Origin of the sequence: Gemmata algarum (assembly GCF_034097035.1) — a bacterium.
Lineage (GTDB): Bacteria > Planctomycetota > Planctomycetia > Gemmatales > Gemmataceae > Gemmata > Gemmata algarum.
In genome coordinates, this window is sequence record NZ_JAXBLV010000182.1 from 59,818 (window position 1) to 72,763 (window position 12,946).

General features: G+C 67.2%; 10 protein-coding genes. 3 read left to right on the forward strand and 7 right to left on the reverse strand.

The features are described from left to right. Positions 1-64: 64 nt before the first annotated feature. Positions 65-1,393, reverse strand: coding sequence for a TolC family protein (locus tag R5W23_RS16645; RefSeq protein WP_320687267.1), 1,329 nt, complete (start codon positions 1,391-1,393; stop codon positions 65-67). A 558-nt stretch (positions 1,394-1,951) separates the two neighbouring features. Next, positions 1,952-3,307, reverse strand: coding sequence for a redoxin domain-containing protein (locus R5W23_RS16650; RefSeq protein ID WP_320687268.1), 1,356 nt, complete (start codon positions 3,305-3,307; stop codon positions 1,952-1,954). 259 nt (positions 3,308-3,566) lie between these two features. Here R5W23_RS16650 and lspA point away from each other — a divergent pair, with 259 nt between their 5' ends. Next, a complete protein-coding gene (lspA, locus tag R5W23_RS16655; RefSeq protein WP_320687269.1) occupies positions 3,567-4,214 on the forward strand; it encodes a signal peptidase II in 648 nt (215 codons plus the stop codon). 128 nt (positions 4,215-4,342) lie between these two features. Here lspA and pfp read toward each other — a convergent pair whose 3' ends face one another. Then, positions 4,343-5,629 (reverse strand): diphosphate--fructose-6-phosphate 1-phosphotransferase, encoded by a 1,287-nt coding sequence (gene pfp / locus R5W23_RS16660; RefSeq protein WP_261188348.1) that lies wholly within the window; start codon positions 5,627-5,629, stop codon positions 4,343-4,345. Positions 5,630-5,770: 141 nt separating this feature from the next. Between pfp and R5W23_RS16665 the strand changes: the two genes are divergently transcribed. Continuing rightward, on the forward strand, positions 5,771-6,538 hold the full coding sequence (locus R5W23_RS16665) for a two-component system sensor histidine kinase NtrB (protein WP_320687270.1): 768 nt from the start codon (positions 5,771-5,773) through the stop codon (positions 6,536-6,538). An 82-nt stretch (positions 6,539-6,620) separates the two neighbouring features. Here R5W23_RS16665 and R5W23_RS16670 read toward each other — a convergent pair whose 3' ends face one another. The 4 genes from R5W23_RS16670 to R5W23_RS16685 all read right to left on the reverse strand — a co-directional run bounded on the left by R5W23_RS16670 (position 6,621) and on the right by R5W23_RS16685 (position 11,439). After that, positions 6,621-7,067: a hypothetical protein gene (locus tag R5W23_RS16670; protein WP_320687271.1), complete on the reverse strand. Its 447-nt coding sequence runs from the start codon at positions 7,065-7,067 to the stop codon at positions 6,621-6,623. Positions 7,068-7,099: 32 nt separating this feature from the next. Beyond that, entirely contained in the window at positions 7,100-8,125 is a 1,026-nt protein-coding gene (locus R5W23_RS16675; RefSeq protein ID WP_320687272.1) for a DUF1559 domain-containing protein, read from the reverse strand. A gap of 101 nt (positions 8,126-8,226) precedes the next feature. Further along, positions 8,227-10,170: a sigma-70 family RNA polymerase sigma factor gene (locus tag R5W23_RS16680; protein WP_320687273.1), complete on the reverse strand. Its 1,944-nt coding sequence runs from the start codon at positions 10,168-10,170 to the stop codon at positions 8,227-8,229. Between the two features lie 213 nt (positions 10,171-10,383). Continuing rightward, entirely contained in the window at positions 10,384-11,439 is a 1,056-nt protein-coding gene (locus R5W23_RS16685) for an NAD(P)-dependent alcohol dehydrogenase (protein ID WP_320687274.1), read from the reverse strand. 280 nt (positions 11,440-11,719) lie between these two features. On the opposite strand from R5W23_RS16685, the gene R5W23_RS16690 reads away from it, so the two are divergent. Then, entirely contained in the window at positions 11,720-12,619 is a 900-nt protein-coding gene (locus R5W23_RS16690; protein ID WP_320687275.1) for an AraC family transcriptional regulator, read from the forward strand. Positions 12,620-12,946 lie beyond the last annotated feature (327 nt).

Genomic DNA, 12,946 nt, shown 5'->3' on the forward strand with positions numbered 1-12,946 from the left:
GGCCGACAACTCATCGTTGGACGTAACACACCTGTCCGGACCGGTGCCCGCTTTAACCCGGGCGTTACTTCTTCTCGACCGGGCGCGGGGCGGGCACGTCCCCGGACGGTTTTGATGGTACCGTGGGTTGAGGCGCACCGCCGGTCGCGAACTTCATCCGCGCGAGAGCGACGAGCAGGTCGTACCGCGCGGCGTTCAGGTTCTGCTCCGCGCGGATGAGTGCGGTCTCGGCGTCCACCACGTCTGTCGGCTTGGCGTCCCCGCGGTTGTAGCGGTTGCGCACCAGACGAAGAGTCTCGATCGCCTGACCGACGGCCGACCGCGCCAGTTTCAAGCGGCCGACGGCGTCCTCAATGTTTCGGTAGGCGACGTGCGTCTCGAACGCGATCGTGTCGCACACCTGCTGCCCTTGTGCGAGCGCGACTTCAACCTCGGCCTGCGCGCCGTCGAGTTCGGCCCGGCGGCGCCCGCCCGTGTACAAATCCCACTTCAGCGAGATGCCGGCGTCCGCGACCTGCGAGTTCTGCACCCGGCTCCCCTCGACGAGCGCGCCGCCACCGCTCACGGCGATCGTCGGTAGAAAGTCGGCGCGCACGACATCCGTCCCGCGACCGGCGGCGGCCACACCCAGCCGGACAACCGAGAACTCGGGCCGGCCGGCCACCGCCTGAGCCAGACAGTCCTCGAGCCGCACCGAATACTCGTCCAGTTCAGCGCTGCGCTCGACCACCCGCGTCGGGGAGCTGACGTTGACGCCCATGACCCGGTTCAGCCCGGCGACGGCGATCTGGGACTCGCTGGTGGCCGTGACCAACCCCTGCCGGACCTCGGCCAAGAACACCTCGGCCCGGAGCACGTCCTCGTTCGTGAGCACCCCGTTTTGGGCCAGGTTCCGCACGTCCTTGAGGGAAGCCTCGGCCCGAACGACGGCCCGCTCGGCCACCGCCTGCGCCGCCCGCGCCTGGAGCACGCGGGCGTAGTTGACCGCAACATCGAACGCCACCGACTGACGGGTCCGCTCCCACTGCCACTGGGCGATCTCCGCCCGCAGGTGCGCCTGATCGCGGGCGGCCAGCCGCTTGCCGAACTGGAACACGGTCCACTGAACCCGCAGATCGAGCACCTCGAAGTCTTGGTTCCCCGGCCCGAACCCGCGGACCGGCAGCACCGGGAACCGGCCCCCGTCCGGGACGCCGACGAACCCGGTGTGGCTGGAGTAGCCCTGGAACGCGTAGCTCGTGCCCACCGTCGGCAGAAAGGCGGCCTGAGCGGACCGCTCGCCGGCCTGACGGGCCTTCGCCACCCACCGCGCCTCCGCGATGCGGGGGCTGTGGCGCAGCGCCAACTCTTCGGCCTGCTCGAGCGTCAGAGGCTGGTCAAGGGGCGCGGACACCTCTGCATTCTTCTCGTGCGGAACTGGAACCGAACCAGAGGGCAGCACGACCGGATCGTACTCCTTCGGAATCACTTGCGTGGCGGTAACCCGGACGGCATACGCCCCTCCCGGGTCTGTCGCCGAGGAGTGAAGGCACCCGGCCGCACCGAAAATCGCAACCGCGGCCGTGCGAACGTGGCGCATCCGACCGCTCCCCGCTAAAGGCCCCGGAACGCCCATAATCACAGCTCGTTGTGGATGTGGAGTGGGATACCCGCACCCACCCGGAGCGTCAATCGAACTCGCGGCACTTCAGAGCGGCGCACGGATTCATATTGGGACGGTGCCGCGTGGGCACGTGCGCGACCTCATGCCGACTCCGATTAATCCGTATCCGCGCCGTATTCTGTAGCCGGCCTCACAGAGGCCGGTGTTTCCGAAGAGCGATAAGTGCGGTACTTGGGCGCCGTCGGGCGAGATCGACGTGATGGAAGCGAAGGGCCAGGAGCAAAAGAGTTTACTCAGAACGCTGCACGACTGCTGCGGCGCGGCGGGGTGAGCAAGTCGTCGTCCATGTTACTTATCGAGTGCCCGTTTGATGGCAGTTTCGAGTTCAGCGCTCTTCAGCGGATGCCCTTTCCACAGCGTCCGGCCGGTCGAGTCTAACAAGACTGCGTGCGGGTACCCCTGCACGTCGAACTGGTCGTGAATGCTTCCCGCTTTCACCGGCTCGACGTACATCGCGTAGTTCAAGTTGTGATCGCTCACATACCGCGCCGCGGCGGCAGCGCGGTCCTTCTGCGACGCCTCATCGCATAGAACGCCCATCACCTGAAGCCCGCTGGCCCCGTACCGCGCCTGGAGGTCCTTTAAAACGGGGACCACTTGCGGGCAGCGGACACACGAAGTCGTCGCGAACTCGACTAGCACGACCGTTCCGGGACGGACGGAATCGGACTCCCAGGGGCGTTCGAGCGTGTCGAGGAGCGTGAACTTGCCGACGGTCCGCCCCACACCTCCGACCGGCCGCGCCCCGCTGCCCGACGGAATGAACGCCGGCGGGCTCTTTGGCAGGGGCGCCAGCGGCGGCGGGCCGTTCGGGTTGGGGATGGTCGTGACCGGCGGCCGGAATGGGGCCTTCGTATCGTCCGCGACGTTCTCCGGGCGAGCGGGCCGGGGGGACGGCGAGGGCGGCGAGAACAGGTCCGGTTCGGCGACGCCACCGGCAGGCGGAGCAGAACCGCTCGTCGCGGGCGCGGCGCCACCACTAATCGTGGTCGGGGGGACGCTGTTGGTCGGGCCGGTCGGGGACCACGCGTCGTTTGGCTTCCGGGCCGGGGCGGTCGGCACCGTGGCTCCGGGCGGCGCCGCGTCCGCGCGTGGGGGGAGGTCGTCGCGCAGTTCAATTCGGAGCGCCGCGTTCGGTACCACAGTTTGAACGGCCCCGGCGTACGTTTTACCGTCCTGCGTCGCCACGCTCACGCTCAGCTCGTAGCTGTCGCCGGTTCGCAAGCCGTTCGCAGAGACGTACCCCTCGTTGTTCGTGACGAGGTCGATTGGGGCGCCGGCGTCGGCGGGCTCGCCGAGCTTCTTAAAACGAACCGGAACGTTCCGCGCCGGCTGTCCGTCCGGGCCGTACACGTACCCGGCAATGGACTCGCGCGACGCGGTTTTTGCGTTGAAGTTGCGGTCCTTGGGATCGGTCGGCTGTGTCGCCTTCGGAAGCACGCCGGGCGTTCGGCTCACCTCGTCCAGCCACGGCGGCGTTTTGGTCCCTCCGCCCTTCGTATCTTTCCCGTCTTTGGCGTCCCCTTTCGAGCGACCGGCACCGAGGCCCGTTAGCCCCTTGTCGGCGTTCTTCTGGTCCGTGGACCGACACCCGGCGAGCGCCAGTAGCGCGGCGACGATCAGTCCGGCTCCGACGCTCCTCATGGCCACCCGATGCCCCCGCGAACGATACAGCCAACAGCGCGGCGCGTAAGATTTACACGGCCTCAAGGAATCATTCCCGCGCGCCCCAGAGCGGTCAAGCCCACCCGCATGGGGGCCGCACCGGGGCTCGTGTTGAGTCTGCCGGCGCGAGCGGATATAGCGGTTCTCCTGAGCCGGGAGCGTTCTTGACGGGTCCAAAAAGGCGGCCTATCGTGAATGTTCCGACGGCACCAACCTACCGCCAAGACGGAACCACCCAATGGTCAATCGAACGTACCGCTGGCTACTCATCACGCTGGCAGTGGTGGGGCTGGGCGCGGACCTGGGGAGTAAGTACGGCGTGTTCCGCTGGCTCTACAAGGACGGGAACTTCGCGCACGGCGTCGGCAACGAGTACGACGTGGTTCCAGGCTGGTTCAAGCTGATCGCGCAGTTCGACCGCGAGGCCCCAATAACGGACGACGGGTTCAGCGACCTCCGGACGTGGAGCACCAACGGCGACCCGGTGATGCCGCGGGTGAACCACGGCGCGCTGTTCGGCCTCGGCCAGTCCCGCAAGGGCCTCGCGAACGGGTTCTTCGCGGTGGTCAGCGTCGCCGCGGCGCTGGCGATCCTCGTCTGGGGCACGCGACAGCACACGGCTCGTGAACGCGGGCTGATGGCCGCGCTCGGTCTCATCCTCGGGGGCACCGTCGGCAACCTTTACGACCGCCTCGTGTTCGGCGGGGTCCGCGACTTCTTGTACTTCTACAAGATCGAATGGCCGGTGTTTAACGTCGCCGACTGCTGCCTCGTGGTGGGCGCGGTGCTTCTGCTGGTACAAGCGGTATTGGTGTCACCGGCCGCCGAGCCCCCGGCCAAGACAAGTGAGCCGGCGGCACCAGTATCCGAAAGCCCGAAAGTCTGAGTCACAAGACGGGACAGCCGCGAAGAGCACACGGGTCTCAAACGGACACCCGGTAGAGATTCATCGCTCTACCGGGTGTCCGTTTGAGACCCGTGCGCTCTTCGCGGTCAACCTTGTGTTGGTCGTGTTCAGCGAACAATGTAACCGAACCGCTCGCGGAACTGTTCCGGGGTCATCTTCACGACCGCCGCGAGGCGCTCCAGTCGGGTCGCGTCGTCGAAGTCGCTCTGTTCCAGCCGAATCATGTACCGGCGCGCGACCTCGTAGTTCTCGCCGCCGATGTCCACCAGCCGGGTGCGCATCTTCTTGGTCGCGGGGTCGATCATCTCCGGGAACGGCCGCGGCACCATGTTCCCGCCCACGAACGTCACCACCACGCCGTTCTTCTCGGCCTCCGGCGACAGCAGGAACTTGACCGCACCGTACCCGAGGTTGCGGGTGTACTCGGCGTCGAACGGGATCGGGTCGGCGCACCGCAGCTCGTACCCCAGGTCCTTATCGACCATGTCCAACTTGACGCCGAGGTCCTTCAGGCGCGCGGCGATCGTGGTGCGGATCAGCCGCCCGAACTCGATCTCGCCCAAGCGCAGGTGCCCGAACGCGTCGAGCTCGATGGAGCCGAACTTGCCGGGGTTCTTCTCCATCATCTCACGGAGCTTCGTCTCGCCGATCTCTTCCAACAGCCCTTCGGCCAGAACCGCGACCCCGTAGCCCTTCCCTTGCGCCTTGCGCTTGATCATCGCGCCGATAACGATGTCGCAGATCAGCTCGACCGAGACGTCCTTCCCCTTCAGCTCTTCCGCGATCAGGGTGACGGTCGCGGCGCTGGCCTTACCGATGCCCAGCGCAAGGTGCCCGGCGGCCCGGCCCATGCTCACGAGGATGTACCACCGGGTGGTGGTCTTCGCGTCCTCGTGCAAGTTCCGAGCGACCTGCACCCCGTAGTGGCGGGCCGTCTCGAACCCGAAGGTGGGGATCCCCGGGGGCAGCGGCAAGTCGTTGTCGATGGTCTTGGGCACGTGGGCCACCTTGATGGCGCCCTTCGCGTGCGCGTACACCTGGGACCCGCTGTACGCGGTGTCGTCGCCGCCGATGGTGACGAGGTACTTGATCCCGAGCTGCTCCAAGCCCTTCAGAACCGCGTTCAGGTGGTCCGGGTTCTTGGCCGGGTTCGTCCGGCTCGTGCCCAGCAGCGCGCCGCCGCGCTGGTAATAGGGCGCGACATCCGGGATGGTAAGCGGGCGCACCTGCGAAACGTCGCCGGCCGCGAGGTACTTGAACCCGTCCCGGATGCCCACCACCTCGAGCCCGCGGTTGATGGCCTCAATGGTCACGGAGCTGATGACGCCGTTGATGCCCGGGGCCGGGCCGCCGCCGACCACGATGCCGAGCTTACCGCGAGTGGGATCCGCCATGTGTAGAAAATCCTGGGGCGCCAGTGAAAGCCCGGGGGCACGGCTGGGCCGGGCCGGTTACGCTGTTTAGGATTGGAACCCGTCGGGCGTTTTCAAGGGCGCACGGCCGCGTAGATTAGCCCCACCCGCGGAGGCCGCGCTATGACCGATCCTGAACCGCCGGGACCGTGCGCCGACCCGCCGCCCGCGAGCGAGGGGGGCATCGGGGAACTGGCCGCCGGGTTCATCCACGAGATCAAAAACCACCTCGGCACGCTCTCGCTCAACCTCCAGTTGCTCGCGGAGGATTTCGAGGACGCACAGTCTCCGCGCGAGCGGAAGGCCCTGGAGCGGGTGTCGCGCCTGTCCGGCGAGTGCCGCAAGCTGCTCAACCTGTCGAACGACTTCTTGCGGTTCGCCCGGCTCCGCGAGTTGCACACTCGGCCCGCGGCGCTGGGCGCGGTGGTGGGCGCGGTGATCGACTTCCTCAGCCCGGTCGCGAAGGCCCGCGGGGTCGAAATCAAATGGTTCTCCGCGCCCGACCTCGCGCCGGTGTGTCTCGACTGCGACCTGTTCGAGCAGGCGTTACTGAACCTCGGACTGAACGCGCTTGACGCGATGCCCGACGGCGGCACGCTCACACTCATCGGCCGGCCCGGGGGCGATTCGAGCGGCGCGGGTGCGAAAGAGGGCGTCGCGTGCTCGCGCTCCGTCTGTCTGGACGTGATCGACACGGGAGTGGGGATCGAACCGGCGGCGCTGGCGAAGCTGTTCCACCCATTTCACACTACCAAGCCCGACGGGAATGGGCTCGGGCTCGCCACCACCCGCAAAATCGTCGTCGCACACGGCGGCACGATCGAGGCCCAGAGCGCCCCGGGGCATGGGACGAAGTTCAGCATCGCGCTCCCGGCCGCCCCGGACGAGTGACTGCGAGGCGCCGGTTTGAAATGAGCCGGAGGCGCTCGCCCCCCCCCGGCTCGTCCGGAACTAGGACCAACGCCCCGCGCCGTCAATCCAGCCGTAAATCAATCGGCGACCCGGGGTTGGTGAGTTCCGCCGTCAACCCGGACGTCAGCGGGTCGGCATACTTGCCGGGCAACCGGAACCACTTCCCTTTCGGCGGCTTCGGCGGTACCGGAACCCCTGACGCGCGGCGCGCCTCCTCGTGCCGCGCCTTCTCGGCCGCCGAGATCGGCGGCTCGAAGTACGGGTCGGGACTGAACACCCCCAGTTTCACCGGCCCGACCGGAACGCCGGACACGGTGAACGCGCCGCTCTCCTGAATCGTCCCGTAGTACGTCACCTGGTCCGAGCCGACCACGCTGACAGTGCCGTACACCACCGACTTGCCTTTGTAGGTAACCGTGCCGGTCACGTCCGTGCGCGCCGGGCCGCACCCGGGCACGGCAACCGACATCACCACCGCCGCGCCGAGCGACACGAGAAAGCCGCGCATGCGTCGTCTCCGTGGGTTCTGGGTCGGTCGGCTCACTCCGTCACCACTTCGCCGCCGTTGATCGTGACCATTGCCGGGAGCGTGGTCGTGCCCGCGGTGAACGCGAACGACCGCACACTACCGTCGCCCAGCAGCCAGTTGCCCCCGCCCGGGTGCGGGCTGTTGAACCGGTCCTGGCTGCACAGGTCGCTCGGGCTGAACGCCGCGTACCGGCCGGGCAGCGACGCGGGGCACGCGGCCGGGGTGTACGCCCCGTTCGGCCCGAACCCGCCGACCACGTTCTGGTTGGGGAACGCGAGCAGCGTGTGGTAGTCCGCCGCGGCCCACGTGGTCCCGCGCTGGGTCGCGTGCCGCTCGCCGACGGCGACCGTGTTGCTCAGCCCGTCGGTCACGTCCGTGAGGCGGGTGTTCGGACGGAGGCTGAGGCCGGGTGCCATGGAGGAGAACTTCACCGGAAACATACCGTTCGTCGCGTTCATCCCGATGCTCCCGGTGGCCGGGTCCGAGTTCTCGTTACTGCCCGTCACCCCGACGTAGCTCACCAAGCCAACGGGGGCCGGCGGCGCGACCCCGCCGGTCGGCTCGACGGCGGACGGGCAGACGTACATGGCCACCTTGGCCGCCGCCATAGTGGCGTACCCCGCGCTGATGTCAGCAGCGGTGGACTTGCCGATCACCTGCCGCAGCACCGCGTCTTGCTCGATGTAGGGCAGCACGCGCACCATCCAGCCGCCGACGTGTTCCGCGCCGACGGGCGGCTGGTCGCTCTGCTGGAACGGCACGAACGCCGGCACGAGCAGCCCGCCGAAATTGGGGTCCAGGCTCGTCGGGAAGATCGCCCGGGCCGCCGGGAACTTCTGGTTCGCGTCGTGGTAGTTGTGGAGCCCCAGGCCGATCTGCTTGAGGTTGTTCTGGCACTTCATGCGGGCCGCGGCCTCGCGCACCTTCTGCACCGCCGGCAGCAGGAGCCCGATCAAGATGGCGATGATCGCGATCACGACTAACAACTCGATCAGGGTAAAGGCGCCATGGCGCCCGGTCCGCGGGGACGGGGTCACGAGAATATCTCCGTTACAGGATGAACGTCGCAAGAGCCGGAGAGGGTTTTGCGTGATGAACGCCGCGGGCCGCGGCGGTGCATAAAAACCGAACGGCGCGGTCAGCGGCGGAGCGTGCCGCGCCAGTCGTCACTCAATTCGCTGAGCGGTTTGCCCGTCAGCTCGGCCCACATGGCGTCGGTGTAATGCCCGTCACGGAGCGCCGCGTTCAGCCGGCGCACGAGGGCCGGGTCGTAGGTCGCAACGAGGTACGCGAGGAACGCCGCGGTCTGCTGCGAATCGCCGTCGTGCCGGGCAATGTCGGGGTCGAGCGGCGCGAGCACCCCCGGCTCAAACTTGAAGAATCGTACGTAATCGGCGATCCCTTGGACCAGCCACGTGGGCACCGCCCTGGCTCGGTAATCCTGCACCACGAGCGAGGTGGAGTGGATCAGCGCCCCCACGTCGCCCGGGTTCGCCTCGAAGTACCCGGCGGACACGATCACTCGCCCGGCGGACGCGGCCGAGAGGGCGCGGGCGTCGCGGCGCACCAAGAGCGGAACTCGGTGCGGCGGGCGGAACCCGTCGGCCGCCAGTTCGTCGCACACCATCGGGTACGCGCGTTCACACACCCGGGCGGCACGCGCGGCCCACTCGGTCATCTCCAGCGCGTGGCTCGCATCGACCGCGAACTCGACCGGGTGGCGGAAAATTGCGAGGGGCGGTTCGGACTGAATTTGCACCTCGCGCACGAGCAGGCGGTGCGGCTGCGTCCCCGGGCGGATGCGGACGGCCCGCACGTGTCGCCCCTTCGCGTCGCCACGCGCCACTCCGTTCACGAACGCCGTCAGCGGCTCGAACGCGCTGCCGTCCGGAGAAACATCCAGCCATCCGGACATCAGGCGATCGGGCTCGTTGGGCGATCCAGTGTGCGCCTCGACCGATTTCACCGCTACCGGCCGGTCGAACACCAGGGTGAAGTGATCCGCGGCGCCGGCGTTTTCGACCGACGCGAAGAACGTATCCGGCTTACCGTCAAAAGCGAACTGACGGATCGAATCGCCCCGCGTGCGGAGCGTCGTTTCGACCGTGACGCCGACCCCCGGGGCCGGCAAGGCGCCCGTAGTCACCACGGGAGGCGGCAGAGGCGGTTCGGGGTGTGGGCGGCTCCGGTCCCACCCGGCTAAGGCAATCACCGCAGCCAGACCGCTCATGACAAGGAGACCGGCCGCCAGTTTAACCTTGGCCGAAACGGCCGGAAGCAAATGGCGAGTGAGTTCCAGCGCACGGGCCGACACGACACCGGGAATCAAAGCCGTTCCAGCACTCACGGCCAGCGCGGCTTGGGTCGTAGCCGCGGTGAGCCCCGGGGGCAGGCCGGCGGCGGCGGTGCCGGCTGCGAGCAGCGCAAGAAACCCGGCGGCCGGCAGCGCGATTCCGCGCCGCGAAAGTCGCTCTTGAAGCAGTTCGCGGGCGTGACGCAATCGGCGTTTGAGCGTGCTCTCCGAGCACCCGAGGTGCCGGGCCGCTTCATCGCCGCTCATGCCTTCCATGCAGCACAAAATCAGCGGCCCGCGATTCTCTTCGGGCAGAGCGGCGAGTTCCTCATCCAAAATGGCCAGCAATTCGCGGCTGCTCACCTCGGCGAGTGCGTCGCCTTCGATCGGCGGAGCCGGGAACGTGCGGCGGGACTCGCGGGTGTGGCGGCGCACGGCCGCCCGCCGCGCTTCACACGACAGGCGGTGGGCAGCGGAATGCAACCAAGTTCCAATGGATTCGTGCCAAGCGACCTCGCCCGCTTTTCGGGCAAGGACCAAGAACGTGGCTTGAAAAGCGTCTTCGGCGTCCTCGGGCCGCTCCAATACACGCCGGCAGACGCGCAGCACCATCGTTCCGTGGCGTCTCAATAGCGCCGCGAACGCCGATTCATGACCGGCACGGAACCGCCGGAGCAGTTCACGGTCGGACAGCATATCATCTGCCGCTTCCGCGGTTTCGGTCAAGCGTTCCACCGCCATATTGTGGCCCGACCGTGGGCATACCCGGACCGGCGCGTCCGTCCGCATGTAGAGAGGCTCCGCGCCGACTTAAATAAGATGGTCGCCGCGCGACATCGAGGGTCAAAATTCTCGATCTTTTCTTCGACACCCCATCACAGGCGTTGCGCGAGCCGCGACCGATTGGCGGCCCACACACCTTTCATCCGGAGAGTTACCCCAAGAATCGCCCCCGTCTAACAGTCCGGCCCCCGCTCCGCCCGGGCCGATCGGCATCTGCGGTCACGCCTTGAGCGACGCCATGTCGATCACGAACCGGTACTTAACGTCCCCTTTCAGGAGGCGGTCGTACGCCTCGTTAATCTTATGAATCGGGATCACTTCCACGTCGCTGGTGATCCCGCGTTCGGCACAGAAATCGAGCATCTCCTGCGTCTCCGCAATCCCACCGATGCCCGACCCGGCGAAGCTGCGGCGCGGCATGAGGAGGTTGAACGCGGCCACCGGCAGCGGCTTCTCCGGTGCGCCCACGAGGCACAGCGTGCCGTCCAGTTTCAGCAGCGAGAGGTAGGCGTTGATGTCGTGCTCGGCTGACACGGCGTCGAGGACGAAATCGAAGCTCGCCGCCTGCGCCTTCATCCCGTCCGCGTTCTTCGAGACCACAACTTCGTGCGCCCCGAGCCGCTTGCCGTCCTCAACCTTGCCCGGCGAGGTCGTGAACAGCACCACGTGCGCGCCCAGCGCCCGGGCAAACTTCACTCCCATGTGCCCCAACCCGCCGAGGCCCACGATCCCGACCTTCGTCCCCGGACCGGCCCCCCAGTGCTTCAGCGGCGAGTAGGTCGTGATCCCGGCGCACAGCAGCGGCGCGGTCGCGGCCAAGTTCAGCTTGTCAGACACCTTCAGGGTGAAGGCCTCGTCCACCACAACCCGCTCGGAGTACCCGCCGTAGGTGACGCCGCCGGAGATCTTGTCCTGGCCGTTGTAGGTGAGCGTCGGGAAGCTCGTGCAGTACTGTTCGAGCCCCTTCGCGCAGCTCTCGCAGGTGCGGCACGAATCGACCATGCACCCGACGGCGGCGATGTCGCCGACCTTGAACTTGGTCACGTCCTTGCCGACCTTCGACACCCGGCCGACGATCTCGTGGCCCGGAACGCACGGGTACGCGGTAGGCGCGAAGTCGTGCCACTCGTCGCGGGTCTGGTGCAGGTCCGAGTGGCAGACACCGCAGTATAGGATGTCGATCTCGACGTCGGTCGCGCGCGGGTCGCGGCGCTGGCAGGTGAACGGCCCGAGCGGGCTTTTCGCGTTCTGAGCGGCGTAGGCGCGTGTGCTCACGGTGATCGGTTCCTTTTGAGGTTACAGGAGTCGGGACGGAAGAACGGTTGGGATACCGACAGGGCGGCGCGGTATTACGTGAGCCGCGTTGTTCGATCCTGCACGCCGGTAACCAACCGACTCGCCCGACAAGAAGAATCGTAAGCCGCTAGCGCCACCCACGGTAACCCGATCGTGGCCGATCCTTGCCCGATCCTGCACAGACCCGAATGCCGGCTCAGGTTTACGACACACTCGGACTGTAAACTGAAACCGCCTGCAAAAACCACGAGGGGCCGCCATGATGGAACAAAAGGTGTCGGACCTGGCGCGGCTGATCGAGCGGTTCACCGGTCGCGACGGCGTTCACCCGACGGACGTAGCGGAACTGACCCTGTTCCGCTCTTCGGCGCGGTCCGAGCTAATCGCGACGCTGTACGAGCCGTCTCTGTGTCTGATCGCACAAGGGAGCAAAGAGGTCCACCTGGCCGACGAGGTCCACCGCTACGACCCGGCGCACTTCCTGCTCGTGTCTGTCGATCTGCCGGTCGCGGGATGCGTGACGGTCGCCTCGCCGGAAGAACCGTACCTCGCCCTGCGCCTATCGCTCGATCCCGGCGTGGTCGGGGAACTGGTCGCCGACGGGGCACACGCCGACACGCAGGCGCACCCGGCGCGCGGGTTGGCCGTAGCTCCGATGGAGCCGCCGCTGCTCGACGCAGTCACGCGCTTGATCGGACTCCTGGAAGACCCGCGCCACGTCCCCGCTCTCGCACCGCTGGTGCTGCGCGAAATCACCTACCGGTTGCTGACCGGTCCACAGGGCGGCCGGTTGCGTCAGATCGCGGCCGCTGGCGCACCGGCTCAGCGTATCGCCCGGGCGATACGCTGGTTAATGGACCACTTCGCCAAACCGCTCCGCGTCGAGTCCCTGGCGCGACAGGTGCGAATGAGCCCGTCGGCGTTCCACCATCACTTCAAAACGGTGACCGCGCTCAGCCCGCTCCAATACCAGAAGCGGCTCCGGCTTCAGGAAGCCCGGCGCCTCATGCTCGGCGACGGCCTTGACGCGGCAGCCGCGGCTTATCGGGTCGGGTACGAGAGCCCGTCACAGTTCAGCCGAGAATACCGACGACTGTTCGGCGCACCGCCTCGGACCGATGTCGATGCGGTCCGGTCACAAAGTGCGACCCGCGAGTAAAACTCGCTATGCGGGTCCGTCCCGCTACGCACAGCACTCTACGCATCGCAGAAAACGGGAGATGCACCCTTCTCAGCGGCAGAGTGCTGAAGCTGTACGAATTTGGTGAATGGCGTCTTGGGCCTCAAGGCCTGCGCTGCACCGGCAGCGGCCGGTGGTCGGAACTTATTCAGTGGCCAGGGAGGGGCGACCGGAAGTGGGGGGTGAAGTGTGGGTGCAAAAAAAGCCGCGGCCCCGGTGCAGGTGTGCATCGGGGCCGCGGGTATATCGTTGGCAAGTGGGTGCGTGGGGAGTCTGAGTGAGACGGGGTGATATGTGATCGGTGGC

Coding starts and splice junctions, on each gene's coding strand:
- R5W23_RS16650 (WP_320687268.1), bottom strand. CDS start 3,307: ATGAGGAGCGTCGGAGCCGGACTGATCGTCGCCGCGCTACTGGCGCTC.
- lspA (WP_320687269.1), top strand. CDS start 3,567: ATGGTCAATCGAACGTACCGCTGGCTACTCATCACGCTGGCAGTGGTG.
- pfp (WP_261188348.1), bottom strand. CDS start 5,629: ATGGCGGATCCCACTCGCGGTAAGCTCGGCATCGTGGTCGGCGGCGGC.
- R5W23_RS16665 (WP_320687270.1), top strand. CDS start 5,771: ATGACCGATCCTGAACCGCCGGGACCGTGCGCCGACCCGCCGCCCGCG.
- R5W23_RS16670 (WP_320687271.1), bottom strand. CDS start 7,067: ATGCGCGGCTTTCTCGTGTCGCTCGGCGCGGCGGTGGTGATGTCGGTT.
- R5W23_RS16680 (WP_320687273.1), bottom strand. CDS start 10,170: ATGCGGACGGACGCGCCGGTCCGGGTATGCCCACGGTCGGGCCACAAT.
- R5W23_RS16690 (WP_320687275.1), top strand. CDS start 11,720: ATGATGGAACAAAAGGTGTCGGACCTGGCGCGGCTGATCGAGCGGTTC.